Genomic DNA, 19099 nt, shown 5'->3' with positions numbered 1-19099 from the left:
ATTTCAGGAAATGATGCCTAAAACAGAAAGCGACCGCAGCGGCATTAAAAAAGGACAACATGGATAGCTGTCCTTTTTCAGTCTCCCGCAGGAGACTTAGAATCTATTCTGCTCGCCCGGCTCGCGCTTACCCAGCATCACGGCACCGGCCATAGCCGCCAGGAACAACACCGATGCCAACTCAAACGGCAACAGGTAATCTCTGAAAAGCACTTTCCCCAGGTTCTCCACCATGCCTATCTGGGAGTCAAACACGGCGGTGGTGGCCAGTTGGGTATTCACATCTTTCAAAGCGGCAATCATCACCACAAACAAAATACCTCCGGCAATGGCGGCGGCAATCTTGCTCAGCATGGGTTTGTGCTGCTCAGTGTCTTCGCGCATGTTCAGGAACATGATCACAAAGAGGAACAACACCATGATGGCGCCCATGTACACAATAAAGTTCACAGCCGCCAGGAACTGGGCATTGAGCATGATGTAGTGCCCGGTGAGCGCGAAAAACGTCAAGATCATGAACAGAACGCTGTACACTGGGTTTTTAGAGGCAACTACCCCAATAGCGGCAAACAGCGTCAGGAAAGTGAGAAAGTAAAAAAGATTACCCGTCATAAGGATTATAGGTGATGCGCGTAGGGCGGCAAATTATACGTTTTGAATGGGCATGGGCTCTACCAGACGGTCTTTGCCGTAGATGAACTCATCGCGCTCGTAGCGGGCCGGGGCCAGTTTATCGTTCTGCAGGAAGATGGCCGCTTTAGGGCAGGCTTCCTCACACAGACCGCAGAAAATGCAGCGCAGCATGTTGATCTCGTAGCTCACCGCGTATTTCTCCTCGCGGTACAGATGCTCCTCGCCGCGCTTGCGCTCCCCGGCCACCATGGTAATGGCCTCGGCCGGACACGCCACCGCGCACAGCCCGCAGGCCGTGCAACGCTCTCTTCCTTTCTCATCACGCTTGAGCACGTGCAGACCGCGCCACACCGCACTCATCGGGCGAGTTTCCTCAGGGTATTTAATAGTCGCTTTCTTTTTGAAGAAGTGACGCATGGTGATAGACAAGCCCTGGAAAATAGCCGGGAGATACATTCTCTCGGAAAAATTCATGGGTTTCTTCTCCAGCTTTTTCGCTCTATTACTAAGTGATTGCATTTCTTTTATACTCTTTGATGATTGGCAGAGGAGCGGTTTTGTTGGGGCTGCTCCTCGCCTATTCAATTCGTGCTTAGAACAACTCCTGCTTTAACAGAATGGCACCGCCGGTCAAGATCACGTTGGCGATGGACAACGGAATCAGGATCTTCCAGCCCAGGTTCATCAACTGGTCATAGCGGAAACGCGGCAAGGTCCAGCGTACCCACATGAAGAAGAAGATGAAGAACAGGATTTTAGCGAACAGCACCACGGTACCCAAGATGGTCACCACGTTGTGCGGCAGGCCTAATTGATCCATGAACGGGAAGTTGTAGCCCCCGAAGTACAGCGTGGACATCACCGCCGAAGCCACAAAGATGTTCACGTACTCGGCAAACAGGTACAAGCCCATTCCCATGGAGCTATACTCGGTGTGGTACCCGCCCACCAGCTCGGTCTCGCACTCCGGTAAGTCAAACGGTACGCGGTTGGTCTCCGCGAAAGCGCAGACAATGAAGATCAGGAAGCCCAGGGGTTGGTAGAAGATGTTCCAGTTCAAACCAGAAATTCCGAATAGTTCTTGCCCCTGCTGAGCCGCGATGTCGCGCATAGACAGGGTGCCGGTTACCAGCAACAAGGCGATGATAGACATCCCCATGGCCAGCTCGTAGCTGATGTTTTGCGACGCCGCCCGGATAGCTCCCAACAGCGAGAACTTGTTGTTAGAAGCCCAACCGCCAATCATGATGCCGTACACCCCCAAGGCCACAATACCGAACACGTACAGAATCCCGATGTTCACCTCAATGGCCTGCAAGTGAATGGCTTCTCCGCCAATGATTAAGGTACCGCCAAACGGAATCACCGCGCTGGACATACAAGCCGTTAACATGGCCAGTGATGGACCGGCAATGAACAGGAACTTGTTTGCGTTAGCGGGCACGAATTCTTCTTTGAAGAACAGCTTCACCGCATCGGCTAAAGGCTGTGCCAACCCGAACGGTCCCGCCCGGTTAGGCCCCACGCGGTCCTGAATGAAAGCAGCTACTTTACGCTCGGCGTAGGTAGAATAAGTGGCAATCAGCAACGTTACCCCGAAAACGGCCAGGATGATGAGTGCTTTGATCAATAATAAGGATAGCTCCATTATGCGTGTCTTCCTAAGTTAAAAGGAGTGTCTTTCAAATCTTCTTCGGTAGAGCCTGGTAAGTTAGGCACCACCGGCACGTTCAACACCGGCAACTCGTAGTGGTTGGTAGAAATCACCGAGCCACGGTCAATTTTGCGAGGGCCTTCAATGGTCCAGTCGTTCGGGTCTTTGTGGTCAAAGCGGCACTCGTTGCAGATGAACTCCTGCACCTCGTTGTACTGGTCTTTGCGGGCCGTAACACGCAGCACGTCATTCCCCCGCATCCACAACACGGTTTTACCAGAACACTTCGGACAATCGCGGTGCGCGTCTACCGGCTTGGTGAACCACACACGGTTTTTGAAGCGGAACGTCTTGTCAGTCAAAGCACCTACCGGGCACACGTCAATCACGTTTCCGGAGAAATCGTTGTCAATTACGTTCTCAATGTAGGTTCCAATCTCGGCGGCATCGCCCCGGCCCAACACACCATGCACGCGCTTATCAGTGATCTGATTGGCGGTGTACACGCAGCGGTAACACAGGATACAGCGCGTCATGTGCAGCTGCACCAACGGCCCGATGTCGATCTTGTCAAAGGTGCGGCGCTCTTCTTCGTAGCGGGTGCCGGATGTACCGTGCTCGTAGGCGAAGTTCTGCAGGTCGCACTCCCCCGCCTGGTCGCAGATAGGGCAATCCAGGGGGTGGTTAATCAACAGCATCTCCACTACGCCTTTGCGGGCAGCCAATACATCTGGGTTAGTGGTGTTTTCCACCACCATACCGTCCTGTACCGGAGTCACGCAGCTTGCTACCAACTTAGGCATTGGGCGCGGATCTTTGGCTGAGCCAGCCGCCACTTTCACCAGGCACGCGCGGCATTTACCACCGCTTCCTTTTAAAGGAGTATAGTAGCACATGGCTGGGGGCACCACCTCGCCGCCGATTTTACGGGCTGCGTTGAGGATGGTAGTTCCTTCCTCTACCTCCACCTCTATGCCATCAAAAGTAATCTTTACCATGTTTTGTTTATTGTTGATTGCTGATTGTCACATATTATGAACATTCAGCAAATGGCTATTTAGTTGTATTTCTGTTTCAGGCCAGATTTTGTAAAAACTGTCCAGAAACAGCATTCTTTGTTTAGTATGAAACAGGTATCTGTTTCTATTTCACTCTTCCTTTCACCCTTCTCTCTTTTGTCATTCTGGAAGAATCTTGTGGGCGAACTAGAAAAGCAACTGCTACTACCGTTCGCCACCAAGTTCCTTTCAGGATGACAGGGTGTTGGGACTTTCACAGAAACTGCCCTTCCAGAAGCCAGCCTTTACTTCAAAGTAGTAATTAGAAGCAACTCTTCTAATCTTGCGTTTTTGTGCCTGATTTCTCTTAATCAGGCGCAAAACGTACTATTTATGCTAATACAGATTCAGCTTTGTTGAACACGGCACCGGGAGCCGTAGCAGCTTGCGGATGTTTCACGTGCCATTCAAACTCCTCACGGAAGTGACGAACGGCGGCGGCTACCGGCCAGGCAGCGGCATCACCCAACGGGCAGATGGTGTTTCCTTCAATCTGCTTGGCAACACTCACCAACAGGTCAATGTCATGCATGTGGCCGTGGCCGTACTCAATGCGGTGCAGGACTTTCTCCATCCAACCGGTTCCTTCTCGGCACGGACTGCACTGTCCGCAAGACTCGTGGTGATAGAAGCGGGCCAGGGTCCAGGTGTGACGCACGATACAGGTGTGGTCATCCATCACGAAGAACCCACCGGAACCCAGCATGGTACCCGTGGCAAATCCTCCGTCAGAAAGCGACTCGTAGGTCATCAGGCGGTCTTCACCGGCAGCCGTTTTCAGGATCAATTCTTTGGGCAGAATTGGAACGGAAGAACCTCCGGCAATCACCGCTTTCATGTCACGGCCTTTCCAGATGCCGCCGCAGTACTCGTCTGAGTAGATGAACTCCTCTACCGGAACGCCCAACTCAATCTCGTACACACCTGGTTTGTTGATGTTACCACCCGCAGAGATCAGCTTGGTACCCGCACTACGGCCTACCCCAAACTTGGCGTACTCGGCTCCGGTGTTGGTCACAATCCACGGCACCGTAGCAATAGACTCCACGTTGTTCACCACAGTTGGGCAACCGTAAATCCCCCAAACCGCCGGGAACGGAGGCTTGTTACGCGGGTTCCCGCGCTTGCCTTCCAGAGACTCTAACAGCGCCGTTTCCTCGCCGCAGATGTACGCGCCACCGCCTGGGTGTACGTGCAAGTCTAAGGAGTAACCGCTGCCCAGGATATTCTCGCCCAGGAAACCGTTGGCATAGGCTTCGGCAATGGCTTTCTCCAGAATGCGCAGCACGTACAACAATTCTCCACGGATGTAGATATAAGAAGTGCGGCAGCCCAAAGCGTAGCTGGAGGTAATCATGCCCTCAATTAAGAGGTGCGGCAGTTTTTCCATCAGGTACCGGTCTTTGAAAGTACCCGGCTCTGATTCGTCGGCGTTACACACCAGGTAGCGTGGCTTGCCTTCTGGTTTGGCCAGGAAGCTCCACTTCATACCGGTAGGGAAACCAGCACCACCCCGGCCTCTTAAGCCAGAAGCTTTCACCTCTTCCACCACTTCCTCAGGGGTCATGGTCCTGAGCGCTTTCTCTACCGAGGCGTACCCGCCGTGCTTGCGATACACGTCAAAGGACTGAATGCCTTCAACGTTGATATGTTCAGTTAATAATTTTCTTCCCATGGTTTCCTTACAGTTGAGGCTTTCAGCTCTTCCAGCATCTGGTCAGCGCTGGCGGGGTCTAGGTTCTCGTAGAATTTCTCGCGTACCTGCAACATGGGGCCGGTTCCGCAAGAGGCTAAGCATTCCACGGTTTTCAGGGTAAAGTTGCCGTCGGCAGAGGTTTCTCCCACTCTACAGCCTAAGCGGTTCTCCAGATGCTCAATCAATTGATCTGAACCGCGCAGCATGCAAGGACCGGTGCGGCATACTTCCAACACGTGCTTGCCTACCGGCTTCAGGTTGAACATGGTGTAGAAGGTGGCTACCTCGTACACCTCAATAGGCAGAATATTCAGGATTTCGGCCACTTTGTCCATCACCTCGGGGCTCACCCATCCGCCAAACTCCGCTTGCGCGATGTGCAGGATAGGCAGGATAGCAGATTTCTGCCGTCCTTCTGGGTAATGCGAAATGTAGCGCCGGATTTCGGCCATGGCCCCTTCCGAGAACTGTACTTCTTTTTTTTCTACTGTTTGATCCATTTGGTCAATGGCAGGTATAAAAGCTGCCTTGCGGCAGGCTTGGGAAAAATCGTTTCTTTTTACAGGAGTTGCTTAGGCGTCCAGTTCCCCGGCAATCACGTTCATGCTGGACAGCGTCACGATGGCATCAGACAACTGTGAACCCACTACCATCTCCGGATAAGCCTGGTAATAAATGAAGCAAGGTCTTCTGAAGTGCAGACGGTACGGCGTGCGGCCTCCGTCAGACACTAAATAGAAGCCCAGTTCGCCGTTTCCACCTTCCACCGAGTGGTACACTTCACCGGCCGGAGCATCAATCTCACCCATCACAATCTTGAAGTGGTAGATCAAGGCTTCCATGTTGCGGTACACCTCTTGCTTGGGCGGCAGATAGAACTCAGGGGCATCGGCGTGGAACGGACCTTCGGGCAGGTTGTCAATGGCCTGCTGCACGATGCGTAAGCTTTGCCAGATCTCCTCGTTGCGCACCATGAAACGGTCATACGTGTCGCCCTTGGTGCCTACCGGAATCTCAAAGTCGAAGTCCTGGTAAGAGGAGTAAGGGTTCATGACGCGCACGTCATAGTCTACGCCAGCGGCTCTCAGGTTAGGGCCGGTGAAGCCGTAGTTCAAAGCACGCTCAGCGGTGATAGGCCCAACGCCTTCCACGCGGTCAATGAAGATGCGGTTACGGTTGAACATGGTCTCAAACTCCTGCATTACTTTAGGGAAGTCGCGCAGAAAGTCTTTGATTTTCTGGATGGCCGAAGGAGACAGATCGCGTTCCATGCCGCCTACTCTACCCATGTTGGTAGTTAAGCGGGCACCGCAGATCTCTTCATAGATATCGTAGATTTTCTCACGTTCCTGGAAAACGTACAAGAAACCGGAGAAAGCTCCGGTATCCACGCCCAGGATGGAGTTACAGATCAGGTGGTCGGCAATACGGGCCAGTTCCATCACAATCACCCGGATGTATTCGGCACGCTTGGGAACCGTCACGCCCAACAATTTCTCCACTGTCATCCACCAGCCCATGTTGTTGATGGGCGAGGAGCAGTAGTTCATGCGGTCTGTGAGCGGGGTGATCTGGTAGAAGTTACGGCGCTCCGCAATTTTCTCGAAGGCGCGGTGGATATACCCAATGGTGGGCACGCCCGATACGATCTTCTCGCCATCCATTTGCAGGATGTTCTGGAAGATGCCGTGCGTGGCGGGGTGCGTGGGACCTAAGTTCAGGGTGGTTAACTCCTGAATGAAGGTATCCGTGGTATTTATCTCAGTGGTTTGTTTGGCTAACTCCATCTTGGCGCTTAAAAGTAAGCAGAAACGCCGGCGGCCTTGCCCGTAAAGCAAAGCCGTTGGCGTTTCCCGTGTTTATCTTCCGAAGAAGGTATTGATCTTGTCTTCGCGGGTCTGGTCTTCCAGCGGGAACTCCTTGCGCATTGGGAACACTTCCATCTCCTCCACATTGAGAATGCGGATAAGGTTAGGATGGCCTTCAAAGCGGATTCCGTAGAAGTCCCAGGTCTCACGCTCCATCCAGTTGGCCGTCGCGTACAGGTTGGTGGCCGTTGGCAACACGGCATCGTCTTCTGGGAAGAAGATTTTGATGCGTAGCCTGATGTTGTTCACCAGACTGTGTACGTGGTAAATCACCCCTAACTCCTGACCTTTGTTGTCTGGGTAATGAATCCCGCACATAGTGGTCAGGAACTGCATCTGCAGCACCTCATCGTCATAGAGGGCCTGCAGCATGGGAATGATGTTCTCCCGGGTGGTGGTAACGGTGACAAGCCCGTAAGGCTCCTGGATATCGAACACCTGATCACCAAACTTCTCCTGAAGCCGTTGAATCAGCAGTTCGTTCGTAATGTCGGCCATGCCTTATTTAATGTTGTAAGAAGCTAATAGTTCCTGATACTCCGGTGAGTTCCGGCGACGCAGCGATTCGTTTTCGGCCAGGTCTTGGATGCGCATCAAGCCTTGCAGAATCTGCTCTGGGCGGGGCGGGCAACCGGGCACGTACACGTCTACCGGCACTACGCGGTCAATTCCCTGCAGCACGCTGTAAGAGTCAAAGATACCGCCGCTGGTAGCGCAGGCACCCACGGCCATTACCCAGCGCGGCTCGGCCATCTGCTCATACACCTGTTTTACTACCGGACCCATTTTCTTGGCAATGGTACCCATCACCATCAGCAAATCGGCCTGGCGGGGCGAGAAGCTGGGGCGCTCAGACCCGAAGCGGGAGATGTCATAGTGCGCACCCATGGTGGCCATGTACTCAATACCGCAGCAAGAGGTGGCAAACGGCAACGGCCACAAGGAGTGCTTGCGGGCCAGACCTACTACTTTCTCAAAAGAAGTGGCAAAAAAGCCAGCACCTTCCATGCCCTCAGGGGCCTCCACCAGTTGAATATCGCTTTTGTTATCGCTCATGTTGGTTTTCGCTTTGTTTTCAGAAAAACAGGCCAGAATCAGCCTCTTCCTGAACACATTACCGCTTGTAAAAGTTTGCCGTTTTGGCGGCGAAGTACAATTCTACTCCCACTTAAGAACCCCTTTCCGGATCACGTAGTAGAACCCGGTCAAAAGTAGTCCCATGAAGAGCAGCATCCAGATAAAGCCATCTATGCCCAGGGCCCGGAAGTTCACCGCCCAAGGGTACAGGAAGATCACTTCCACGTCAAACAACACGAACAGAATGGCAATCAGGAAATACTTGATGGAGATGGGGGTACGGGCATCACCTTTCGACTCAATACCACACTCCCAGGAGGCATTTTTCACCTTGCTTTTGCGTTTGGGGCCAATGAGGTGGGTCACCACCATAGAGAACACCACAAAACCCAGGGCCGCCGCAAACTGAATCACAATAGGCAGGTAATCGCTGGGCAAGTATTGTGCAGGGGCAGTTGTTTCCATAGAAATTAAAGATTTGGGACAAAATTAGGCAACTCTACCTAACATTCAAACTAAAAAGCAGATTGCCGGACGTTTGCATTATCCTGGGTAGCCGCTCTCTGCTCAAACGAACAACCGTTCTGCTTATTTTACAAATTCTACGCTATGCAAACGTTTATTTTTAAATTAGTAGAAATTTATTAGGCATTTTGGTAATAATTCGTAACATTTAAATACTAATGCAGTTGAGTAGTAAAATTACACTCAATCAAGCGGAAGGTTGTTCCCTCCAACCTTGCCCCTTGAATTAGTTTAAAGTAAGTTTTCTTCACTGTGATAAAAGCCCTGCTATTTTAGCTGGGCTTTTTCCGTTTACCGGATCACTTGGAAAACACAGGCGCTCCCCTACCTTTGCACCCTGCCGGAACCAATCGGCCCGTTTTTTGCATTGAGCCGACGAGAGAGAACAGACCTTTCCTTTTAAGTATACTACCCAATGAAACCCAAGTACTCTATTGCGTTCCTGCTGCCGCTCCTGTTTCTGCTGGCTTTTGCGCCAAAGCTGAAGAAAGTAACCGTGGCCAAGAACGTGACGCTTTCCATTCCGCAGAACTTTGAAGTGATGCCCGATGACGGGATCGCCCGCGAATACCCCGCGGCCCGTAAACCGTTGGGCGTGTTCACCAGCCCCGACGGAAACGTGGACATCAGCGTAAACCAGCGCCCCAGCACCTTCCCCGCCGACGACATTACCATTCTGCTGCCGTTCTACAAGGCGTCTATCCAGCGGATGTTCACCGAGGTGCAGTTCCTGCGCGAGGAAAAGCAGACTATCAACGGCCGCGATTTCCTGGTGTATGAGTTTGTCTCCACCGTGCGCGATGAGCGCCGCAACAGCAACATGGCACCCGTGCGCAAGTACACGCTCATCCAGTACACGTTCCTGAAAGACCAAATGCTCATCTTCAGCTTCAACGCGCCGGTGCAACTGCAGAAAGACTGGCAGGAAACTGCCCGCGCAGTGATGGCCAGCGCCACCGTGAAATAACTTTTATCAGATTAAGATTGCCTTTGTTTCGGGCCTGTTTTCCAGAAAACAGGCCCGAAACCTTTTCTACCCAACCACAGAATAAGGACGGCAGTAAACAATTGTCGGCCTTTTCTTTTAACTTCATCCTGTGCTAAGCATCCATTCAGACGAACATTTCATGCGCGAGGCCTACAAGCAAGCGCTTTACGCCCTGGAAGAAGGCGAAATTCCAATTGGCGCCGTGGTGGTGTGCCAAAACAAAATCATTGCGCGCGCCTACAACCAGACCGAGAAACTGAACGACGTGACGGCCCACGCCGAGATGCTCGCCTTCACTGCCGCCGCCAACCATTTAGGCAACAAATACCTGCACGACTGCACCTTGTATGTAACCGTGGAACCCTGCGTCATGTGCGCCGGCGCCAGCTACTGGAGCCAGTTAAAGCGCATTGTCTACGCCACCAATGACGAGAAACGCGGCTACCGCCGAACCGGCGTGAACCTGCTGCATCCCAAGACCGAGCTGGTGACCGGCATCATGGCCCATGAGTGCGCGCAATTGATGACTGAGTTTTTCCGGGCGAAAAGAATTTAATCTTAACTTTGGCGCGTTCCGGGCAGTATGTATGTAGGAACAGCAATTGTATCTTCTAACCTAAAATCGAATAAAACTATGGCATTTGAACTTCCGCAACTTCCGTATGCGTACGATGCGCTGGAGCCGCACATCGACCGTCAGACCATGGAAATCCACCATACCAAGCACCACCAGGCCTATCTGACCAACCTGAACAACGCCATTGCCGGCTCTGAGAAAGAAGGTCAGTCTATAGAGGAGATCCTGCGCGATGCGGCCAAAACTCCGGCTATCCGTAACAACGGCGGCGGGTACTACAACCACAACCTGTTCTGGACCATCCTGAGCCCGAACGGCGGCGGAAATCCAACCGGCCCGGTAGCTGAGGCGATTGACAAAGCGTTCGGTTCGTATGACGCGTTCAAAGAAGAGTTCACCAAAGCCGCTACTACGCGTTTCGGGTCTGGCTGGGCCTGGCTGTGCGCCCTGGAAGGCGGCAACGTAGCCATCTGCTCTACCCAAAACCAGGACAACCCATTGATGGAAGGTGTTGACACGTGCGGCGGCGTTCCAATTCTGGGTCTGGACGTATGGGAGCACGCCTACTATCTGAAATACCAGAACCGCAGACCAGAGTACATCTCTGCGTTCTTCAACGTTATCAACTGGGATGAAGTAAACCGCCGCTACGCAGAAGCCAACGGTTAATCCTGTAAAGATTTCAAATCTGCCGAAAGGGTCTCGCTGTTACGGGTGAGGCCCTTTTTTATGAGCAGGATTTTCTGGATTTGAAGGATTTTCAGGATTGCTGGTTGTTGATTGTTGATTGTTGATTGTTGTACAAATCTTAAAAGCGCTGGCGCGAGTTTGCAACTCGTGCCTACAGATGATGGGTAGTCTCCTGACTACCCTCGCTGCCCCGCAGCGAAATAAGCATTGCTGATTTACTATGGCGCGGAAGTTACTTCCGTGACTTGCGAGATTGATGAAAGTCACGGAAGTAACTTCCGCGCCATACAAAGGGTTATAGCTGAGCACCCTACTTTCCAAAGCCGGTGATGCGACCACTATGATGCGAACTGTGTCCATGGCTATCGCAGCCGGAACTATGGCCGGGGCCGCCATCAACAAAGAATTGATTGAGGAGCGTTTTTAGGTTGTTTTCATAAAACCAGGCCAAATACAACCCGAGGGACATTCTCTAAACCCTTCCAAGAACAAGCCACTCACTATTTTACAAGATAATTTGTAATATAGAGCCTACACAATAACTGGGCTCTATGGAGGTATTTCTGCTTTTGGTGTTGGTGGTACTGGCAATCTGGTTTGGCACCCGAATCTCCAACCACTTGCAGCAGCACCGCCGCGACATGCAGGAAGTGCGGGATGAACTCACCCGCTTGCGGGAACAGGTTAGCAGGTCTACGGTTCGTCCGCCTATTGATGCCGCCGAAGCCGCCGCTCGCCGGGATGTCGCTACCCTATCTGCCCCAGCTCCTGAGCCGGCCAAAGCTCAGTCTACGCCTCCTCCGGTGGTGCCTGATACCAAACCTGTGGAGGCTCCAACTTCATTCCCGATACCTGAGCCTGTTCCGGTGGCCGCCTTCACTTCTGCGGCAGAATCACCGTCTTTTCAGGAAAAAGCCTCCAAAACACCTTCTTTCTTCTCGCGCAAGCTGGATTGGGAGAAATTCATTGGCGAGAACCTCATCAACAAGCTGGGGATTGCCATTCTGGTGCTGGGCATCGGGTTCTTCGTGAAATACGCCATTGACCAGGATTGGATCAACGAAGTGGGCCGGGTAGCCATTGGGTTGCTGGCGGGCGGGGCCTTGATGGGCGTGGCGCATTGGTTACGGAAAGAATACAAAGCCTTCAGTTCGGTGCTGATTGGCGGCGGCATGGCCGTGCTGTACTTCACTATTGCCATCGCGTTTCATGAGTACCAAATTTTCAGCCAGACGGTGGCGTTTGTGCTAATGGTAGTTATTACGGGCTTCACCATTTTCCTGTCCATTGCCTATGACCGCATGGAACTGGCGGTGCTGGCGCTGATTGGTGGTTTCGGGAGTCCGTTCATGGTGAGCACCGGCGAGGGCAATTACATAGTGCTGTTCGTGTTTATTCTGCTGCTGAACGTGGGCATTCTGGTGCTGGCGTACTTCAAGAAGTGGAACCTGCTCAACTTCATCGCCTACGTGTTCACCATCATTCTGTACGGCGGCTGGTTCAGCACCCGGGTGGTAGAGACTCCCAATGCGCCGTACGCCGGAGCCCTGGTTTTCGCCACGCTGTTTTACCTGGTGTTTTTCCTGATGAACATCATTTACAACGTAAAGGAGCGACGGAAATTCACAGGCATGGAGATCATGATGCTGCTGAGCAACACGTTTCTGTACTACGGCGTGGGCATGTACGTGATGTCTCAGGTTGCCGGGGGAAGCTATCGGGGTCTGTTCACCATTTTGCTGGGGGTGTTCAATTTCGCGTTTGCGTTTGGCTTGTACCGCAGCAACCGCGTAGACCGCAACCTGGTGTACCTGCTCATTGGCCTGGTGCTTACCTTCCTGAGTTTATCAGCACCCATTCAGCTGGAGGGCAACTATATCACCCTTTTCTGGGCGTTAGAGGCAGTGCTTTTGCTGTGGCTCTCGCAACGGTCGGGCATTCAGCTGATGAAATATGCCTCAGTGCTGGTACTGGCCTTGATGCTGGGCAGCCTGATGATGGATTGGCTGGATTATTCTATCGCCCGCGAAGGACTGCCGCTGCTGATCAACAAGCTGTTTATTACCGGAATAGTATCTGTGGCCGCACTGGCAGGTACCTGGAGCCTCCTGAGCCGCGAACTGCCAACCGATGTTCAGGCACCAAACAGGTTCTTCCAGATTTACCGAACATTGGTGGGCATCGCCTTGGTGCTGTTTCTGTACCTAGTGCTTTTACTGGAACTGCAGCACCAACTGGCGCATTCCACTTTAAGCGGAGATGTACAGGTGCTGGCAATAGGCTTTTACCATTACCTGTTCTTACTGGGTCTGCTCTGGTGGAGTGGCCGTCTGGTCAACCCCATTTACACCCGCATTGCCATGGTTTTATCTGTAGTGGCGCTGTTGGGGTACATGACCAATCTGCAGACTTCTACCACCTACATCCGCAACGGTTATCTGTTTAACGGCACCCAGACGTTAGGAGCGTTTCTGTTCCATTATCTGCCGCTGTTGAACTTGCTGGTTTTACTAGCGGCAACGCTCAAGAAGGTGCAGCAACAGTACGGCTTTACCAGCCTGATAGGAAAACTCAGTTTGTGGGCGGCGAGTGCGGCAGGCGTGTTCTTGTTCAGTTATGAGCTGGAACATCTCTGGTTGCTGGCCTCCCACCCTTCCGCAGCAGAACACTATGAGACACTGCGCCACGTGCGCAAAATCGGGTATCCTATCTTGTGGGGCGTGACCTCGTTTGGGCTCATGATGGTGGGCATGTCCCGGAAAATCAAAACCCTCCGGATCATTTCCCTTAGCCTGTTCTTCCTTACACTGCTCAAGCTCTTCCTGTTTGATGTGCGCGATATGACCGAAGGAGGCAAGATTGCCGCTTTCATCTGCCTGGGCCTGCTCCTGCTGGTGATTTCCTTTATGTACCAAAAACTGAAAAACCTGATTCTGGAGGGAGACACCACCCCTACAGATCAGGCCCCGTTAGCCCATGAAGAGTAAGCTTTTTCTCCTAGCTCTTGGCTGGCTGCTGGCCTTTCAGCCCACCTGGGCGCAGGACTTTGCGTGGCAGACCCAACTGGCTCCGGTGGCACAACCAGGCTATTACCGCATTCTGCTTTCCCCTCGGGTGGTGGGCCACTCCCAACCTAATCAGGAAGACATCCGGCTCTTTGACACGAAAGGGCAGGCTGTGCCGTACCTGTTGCGCACCGAGGTGCCTGTGCAGTACCGCACGTTGTTCAAGCCGTACCAGATTTTGCGTTACACCCGCCAGCCGGGTGGCATTTCTGAGTTGCTGGTGCACAATCCGCAGAAGCGTGCCATCAACAACATCAGCCTGCTCATTGGCAATGCCGAGGTCCGCAAGCAGGTTTCTTTGAGCGGGAGCGATGATCAGCAGAACTGGTATGTACTCAAAGAACAGGACCTGCTCTATGCCATCAGGAACACCCAGAAAACCGCCGAGGTAAAGCTGCTGGACTTCCCGTTAAGCAACTACCAATATTTCCGGCTCCAGCTCAACGATTCCACCAGCGCCCCGCTCAACATCTTGAAAGCCGGTTACTATGACACCTACTCAGAGGCCGGCAAGTACACGCGTATTCCGGTCCAGTCTTTCAGCCGGGTAGACAGCACCGAGAACCACACCACGTATCTGCGGCTGAGGTTCGGGCAACCGGTGTACCCAGAGCAGATAGCATTTTACATCTCGGCGCCTGCTTTGTACCATCGGCCGGGGCAAGTTGTGTTGGGCGAACAACAAGGCCATGAGCGCCGCAGAAAGCGAAGAAAGCGCGCCAGAATGGAAGAAACTTCAGTCCCACTACTGCTGCATTCCAATGCGCCTGCGGTGCTGGACCTGCCCCGCCAGAAAGTGGAAGCCTTAACCATTCAGATTGAAAACGCAGATAACCCGCCGCTTACCATTGACTCTGTGCGGGTGTTACAGCTCAACCGGTATCTGGTAGCTGAATTGGCACCCAATCAAACGTACACGTTGAAATTCGGGAGCGAGAAGCTGACTGCGCCTGAGTATGACCTGCAGTTTTTCCAGGACAGCATTCCGCAGAACATTCCCGTGGTGGAGACCAGGCAAATCCAATCATTGCAGGCAGAAAAGAAACCGTCTCCCCGCAGCTCTACCATTCTGATCTGGGCCGCTATTGCGCTTCTGGCGGTGGGGTTGGGTTACATGACCGTGCGTTTATTGCGTGATATGGAGAAAAAAGGCTGAAAACAGATGGGCAAGGCAGTTACGTTTCTTTTCATTTTCTGCTTATACTCCATCGTTACAGTAGGACAAGAGCAGCTTATTACCATTTGCCAGGACGATGCTTATCCGCTGCAGAAACCTTTACGCCATTTCATAGCAAAGCAGAAAAACGAAATAAAGCTGAAACCAGGACTTCGCTTGTTAGATGTGATAATCAGGAACGGTACGTTTGATTCGCTTCAGGTAAGCCCAGTGGAGGATTACAGATACTACATCACCCCTAAAACAGCAGGCGAGGTAGTAATTGTAACGGTTTACACCTTTCGTGAGAATGGGAAAAACGTTGTCTCAACTAAAACAAGCGCATTCCAGGCCATTGAGCCCCCATTGGTTGAAGCAAAGCTGCTGCAAGACAACTTCGCCCAAAAGCAAACAATTGAGTTTGCTTTGCTTGATAAAAGAACGGGGAAGCACTTGTCAAACAGGTACCGTATCGGTCGGTATTTTGATGTAGAGGTCTATGATGAACTGGGCAAACTAGTAGACAGAGCCCCCATGCAATCAGTTACTGTTATTTCACTGGCTCCTTTTCCAGATCCGGTTAATGTAAAAGCAGGATATACTATCAAGTTCACTTTCCCCATCAGAGATTTTAAAACTGGAATTCTTTTCTCATCAAAGGAAGTGGTGTACAAACTGTAACAGATCGTTTTCAGGCAGTTTTCATGAAAACAACCTGAAAATGCGTAGCCCACCTTCCTGAAATTTTCAGTAGCTTACTGCTTCTATTCCTAAACACAAAGCAAACAAACCAGCATGCAAACACCTTTACCACAACGGTTCGTCCGGCGGTGGCTTCCCCTGCTTTTAGGCGGAATGACGCTTTTGGCGCCGCTTTCCGGAGAGGCCCAGAAAAAATCAACTCCCAAGGCTTCCAGAAATAAAAAGGCCGTTCAGGACCCTTACCCGGCCAAGTTGTACAACGGGCTTACCTGGCGTTCCATCGGGCCCTACCGCGGGGGGCGCTCAGCCACCGTGACCGGGGTGCCGGGCAAGCCTAACCTGTACTATTTCGGAAGTACCGGCGGGGGCGTATGGCGCACCAAAGACGGCGGTTCCAGTTGGGAGAACATCTCAGACAAGTTCTTCGGGGGCTCCATTGGGGCGGTAGCGGTGAGCGAGGCAGACCCTAACGTGATCTACGTGGGCGAAGGAGAGAAAACCGTGCGGGGCAACGTGTCTTCGGGTTTTGGGATGTGGAAGTCGGTGGATGCGGGGCAAACCTGGCAGCACATCGGCTTGAAGGATTCCAAGCATATTACGCGCGTACGCATTCACCCCAAGAACCCTGATCTGGTGTATGCGGCAGCCCTGGGAAACCTCTACGCACCGAATGACATGCGCGGCGTGTACCGCTCCAAAGACGGGGGCAAAACCTGGGAACGCGTGCTGTTTGTGAACAACGAGGTGGGCATGGTGGACCTCATCCTGGATCCGGTAAACCCGAGGCACCTGTACGCCACCTCCTGGCGGGTACAGCGCACGCCCTACAGCCTTTCCAGCGGCGGTCCTGGCTCCGGCATCTGGAAAAGCACCGACGGCGGCGACACCTGGAAAGAGATTTCCCGCAACAACGGTCTGCCCAAAGGCACGCTGGGCATTATTGGCATCACGGTGTCGCCGGTGAATAACCAGCGCGTGTGGGCCTTAGTGGAAGCCGAGAACGGAGGCTTATTCCGCTCAGAGGACGGAGGTCAGAACTGGACCAAGGTGAACGATGACCGCAGCCTGCGCCAACGGGCCTGGTACTACACCCGCGTCTACGCCGATCCGCAGAATGAAGAAGGCGTGTACGTGCTCAACGTAGGCCACCACTACTCCACCGACGGCGGCCGCACCTTCAAATCCATCCGGACCCAGCACTCTGACCACCACGACCTCTGGATTTCCCCGGAAGATTCCAAGCGCATGATCATTGCCGATGACGGCGGGGCCCAGGTGAGCTTTGACGGCGGTGAGAACTGGAGCACCATGGACAACCAGCCCACCGGCCAGTTCTACCGCGTAGTCACGGATAACGCGTTCCCGTACCGCATCTACGGAGCGCAGCAAGACAACAGCGCCATCCGAATCGCGCACCGCACCACCGGCCGCAGCATTGGTATGCATGACTGGGAAGAAACCGCGGGTTCTGAAAGCGCGCACCTGGCCGTAAATCCTAAAGACCCGGATGTGGTATACGGCGGCAACTACGGCGGTTTCCTGGGCCGCATAGACCATAAAACCGGTTTTGAGCGCACCATCAATGTGTGGCCAGACAACCCCATGGGGCACGGCGCAGAGGGCATGAAGTACCGCTTCCAGTGGAACTTCCCTATCTTCTTCTCGCCGCACAACGCCAACCGTCTGTACACCACCTCCAACCACGTACACGTCACCACCAATGAAGGTCAGAGTTGGGAAGTCATCAGCCCGGATCTGACGCGTAATGACAAGTCTAAATTAGGCCCTTCGGGCGGACCCATCACCAAAGACAACACCAGCGTGGAGTATTACGGCACCATCTTCGCGGCCATGGAATCTCCCGCCGAGGAAGGCGTGATCTGGACCGGTTCAGACGATGGCCTGGTACACGTAACCCGCGACGGAGGCAAGACCTGGACCAACGTAACGCCCAAGGTGTTGCCCGAGTGGAGCATGATCAACAGCGTAGACCCGCACCCTACGCAGAAAGGCGTGATGTACATGGCGGCTACCTTGTACAAGACCGGCGATTTTCAGCCCCTGCTGTTCAAAACCGCAGATTACGGCAAAACCTGGACTAAAATCACCACCGGTATCCCGGCCCACCATTTTACCCGTGTGGTGCGCGTAGACCCTAAACGCCCAGGCTTGCTGTACGCCGGTACAGAGTATGGCATGTATGTCTCGTTCAACGATGGGGCTTCGTGGCAGCCCTTCCAGATGAACCTGCCGCTGGTGTCCATCACCGATCTCACTATCAAAAACGACAATCTCATTGCCGCCACCCAGGGCCGGGGCTTCTGGATCATAGATGACCTTACGCCCTTGCACCAACTCACGCCTCAAGTGGCCAGCAGCAAGTTCCACCTGTACAAGCCCATGCCCTCTTACAAACTGGCAGGCGGTAATTCGGCTAATACCAAGTTTGAGGGCCAGAACCATCCTGGCGGCGTAATGGTACACTTCTACCTGCCGCAGGCCCCGGATACCGCCACTACCGTTTCTCTGGAGATTTTGCAGAAAGACGGCAAATTGATCAGGAAGTACGAGAACAAAGCCAAAGACCCCACGAACAAACTGGAGGTAAAAGAAGGCATGAACCGGTTTGTCTGGAACATGCTGTACCCAGAAGCCTCTCGGTTTGAAGGCATGATTCTGTGGGGCGGCGGTACGCAGGGACCTAAAGCCGTGCCGGGTACCTACAAAGCCCGCCTTACGCTGAACGGCCAGCCGCAGGAAACCGAGTTCGAGATCTTGCCCGATCCCCGCAGCCAGACTCCGCTCGCCGATCTGCAGGCGCAACATGATTTCCTGATCTCGGTGCGTGACAAACTCACCCAGACGCACGACGCCATCGGTAAAATCAGGGAGGCCCGTACGCAGATCAACAGCGTGACCGCCCGTTTTCAAGACCGCGAAGACATGAAAGACGTGCTGGAAGCCGCCAAGGCGATGAACAAAAAGATGACCGAGGTGGAGGAAACCCTGTACCAGACCAAAAACCGCAGCGGCCAGGATCCTCTGAACTTCCCCATCAGGTTGAACAACAAACTGGCGAATCTGGCCTCGCAGGCATCAGTGGGGGATTTCCGGCCTACGGACCAGATGTACGCGTTCCAGAAAGAAGTAACCGCCCAGATAGACGAGCAACTTCAGAAACTGAACCAGGTATTCACCACCGATCTGCCAGCCCTGAACCAACTCATCCGGAGCAAGAACGTGGATGCCATCATGTTTAAGGAAAAGAAAGCGGCTCAGTAACTCACCTTACCGCAATCCCTAAAAAGAGCGTCCCGCTGCCACTCTGGCGTGGAACGCTTCTTTTTAGGTCTGTTTCTCCAAAAACAGCCCTAAAACAGGATATCGGCGCGTGCATTTGGCGCATACAT

The 19099-nt window shown here is 53.1% G+C and carries 17 protein-coding genes; 7 read left to right on the top strand and 10 right to left on the bottom strand.

Annotated features, from left to right (window positions below; all coding sequences use genetic code 11):
* Positions 1-96: 96 nt before the first annotated feature.
* The 10 genes from JT718_RS07130 to JT718_RS07085 all read right to left on the bottom strand — a co-directional run bounded on the left by JT718_RS07130 (position 97) and on the right by JT718_RS07085 (position 8451).
* Entirely contained in the window at positions 97-612 is a 516-nt protein-coding gene (locus JT718_RS07130) for an NADH-quinone oxidoreductase subunit J family protein (RefSeq protein WP_205501549.1), read from the bottom strand.
* A gap of 33 nt (positions 613-645) precedes the next feature.
* Positions 646-1107, bottom strand: a complete 462-nt coding sequence (locus JT718_RS07125) for a NuoI/complex I 23 kDa subunit family protein (RefSeq protein WP_205501548.1) — start codon at positions 1105-1107, stop codon at positions 646-648.
* Positions 1108-1225: 118 nt separating this feature from the next.
* Positions 1226-2281, bottom strand: coding sequence for an NADH-quinone oxidoreductase subunit NuoH (gene nuoH, locus JT718_RS07120; RefSeq protein WP_205501547.1), 1056 nt, complete (start codon positions 2279-2281; stop codon positions 1226-1228).
* Positions 2281-3285 carry an NADH-quinone oxidoreductase subunit G gene (locus tag JT718_RS07115; protein ID WP_205501546.1) on the bottom strand — a complete coding sequence of 335 codons (1005 nt, stop codon included), beginning with the start codon at positions 3283-3285 and terminating at the stop codon, positions 2281-2283. Before JT718_RS07115 ends, nuoH begins: the two co-directional genes overlap by 1 nt.
* 391 nt (positions 3286-3676) lie before the next feature.
* Positions 3677-5020 carry an NADH-quinone oxidoreductase subunit NuoF gene (gene nuoF, locus JT718_RS07110; RefSeq protein WP_205501545.1) on the bottom strand — a complete coding sequence of 448 codons (1344 nt, stop codon included), beginning with the start codon at positions 5018-5020 and terminating at the stop codon, positions 3677-3679.
* Positions 5002-5541 (bottom strand): NADH-quinone oxidoreductase subunit NuoE family protein, encoded by a 540-nt coding sequence (locus tag JT718_RS07105; protein ID WP_205501544.1) that lies wholly within the window; start codon positions 5539-5541, stop codon positions 5002-5004. The genes nuoF and JT718_RS07105 overlap by 19 nt, the downstream gene beginning before the upstream one ends.
* A gap of 72 nt (positions 5542-5613) precedes the next feature.
* Positions 5614-6828 (bottom strand): NADH dehydrogenase (quinone) subunit D, encoded by a 1215-nt coding sequence (gene nuoD, locus JT718_RS07100; RefSeq protein ID WP_205501543.1) that lies wholly within the window; start codon positions 6826-6828, stop codon positions 5614-5616.
* Between the two features lie 72 nt (positions 6829-6900).
* Positions 6901-7407, bottom strand: a complete 507-nt coding sequence (locus tag JT718_RS07095) for an NADH-quinone oxidoreductase subunit C (protein WP_205501542.1) — start codon at positions 7405-7407, stop codon at positions 6901-6903.
* Positions 7408-7410: 3 nt separating this feature from the next.
* Positions 7411-7965 carry an NADH-quinone oxidoreductase subunit B gene (locus JT718_RS07090; RefSeq protein ID WP_205501541.1) on the bottom strand — a complete coding sequence of 185 codons (555 nt, stop codon included), beginning with the start codon at positions 7963-7965 and terminating at the stop codon, positions 7411-7413.
* A gap of 102 nt (positions 7966-8067) precedes the next feature.
* Positions 8068-8451: an NADH-quinone oxidoreductase subunit A gene (locus JT718_RS07085; RefSeq protein ID WP_205501540.1), complete on the bottom strand. Its 384-nt coding sequence runs from the start codon at positions 8449-8451 to the stop codon at positions 8068-8070.
* Between the two features lie 475 nt (positions 8452-8926).
* Here JT718_RS07085 and JT718_RS07080 point away from each other — a divergent pair, with 475 nt between their 5' ends.
* From JT718_RS07080 to JT718_RS07050, 7 genes are all read left to right on the top strand, one after another.
* Positions 8927-9478, top strand: coding sequence for a hypothetical protein (locus JT718_RS07080; protein WP_205501539.1), 552 nt, complete (start codon positions 8927-8929; stop codon positions 9476-9478).
* Positions 9479-9608: 130 nt separating this feature from the next.
* Complete coding sequence (locus tag JT718_RS07075) at positions 9609-10055, top strand: nucleoside deaminase (RefSeq protein ID WP_317195492.1); 447 nt, start codon at positions 9609-9611, stop codon at positions 10053-10055.
* A 78-nt stretch (positions 10056-10133) separates the two neighbouring features.
* A complete protein-coding gene (locus JT718_RS07070) occupies positions 10134-10745 on the top strand; it encodes a superoxide dismutase (RefSeq protein ID WP_205501538.1) in 612 nt (203 codons plus the stop codon).
* A gap of 572 nt (positions 10746-11317) precedes the next feature.
* The gene (locus JT718_RS07065; RefSeq protein ID WP_240336979.1) at positions 11318-13753 is read left to right on the top strand and encodes a DUF2339 domain-containing protein; all 2436 of its coding nucleotides are present in this window, start codon (positions 11318-11320) and stop codon (positions 13751-13753) included.
* A complete protein-coding gene (locus JT718_RS07060; protein WP_205501537.1) occupies positions 13743-14987 on the top strand; it encodes a hypothetical protein in 1245 nt (414 codons plus the stop codon). The genes JT718_RS07065 and JT718_RS07060 overlap by 11 nt, the downstream gene beginning before the upstream one ends.
* A gap of 6 nt (positions 14988-14993) precedes the next feature.
* On the top strand, positions 14994-15668 hold the full coding sequence (locus JT718_RS07055) for a hypothetical protein (protein WP_205501536.1): 675 nt from the start codon (positions 14994-14996) through the stop codon (positions 15666-15668).
* Positions 15669-15842: 174 nt separating this feature from the next.
* Positions 15843-18971 (top strand): VPS10 domain-containing protein, encoded by a 3129-nt coding sequence (locus tag JT718_RS07050; RefSeq protein ID WP_205501725.1) that lies wholly within the window; start codon positions 15843-15845, stop codon positions 18969-18971.
* Positions 18972-19099 lie beyond the last annotated feature (128 nt).

Origin of the sequence: Rufibacter psychrotolerans, from assembly GCF_016924645.1 — a bacterium.
Taxonomy (GTDB): domain Bacteria; phylum Bacteroidota; class Bacteroidia; order Cytophagales; family Hymenobacteraceae; genus Nibribacter; species Nibribacter psychrotolerans.
Note: the sequence above shows the minus strand (reverse complement) of the source record. Positions and strands in the feature narration are given on the sequence as shown.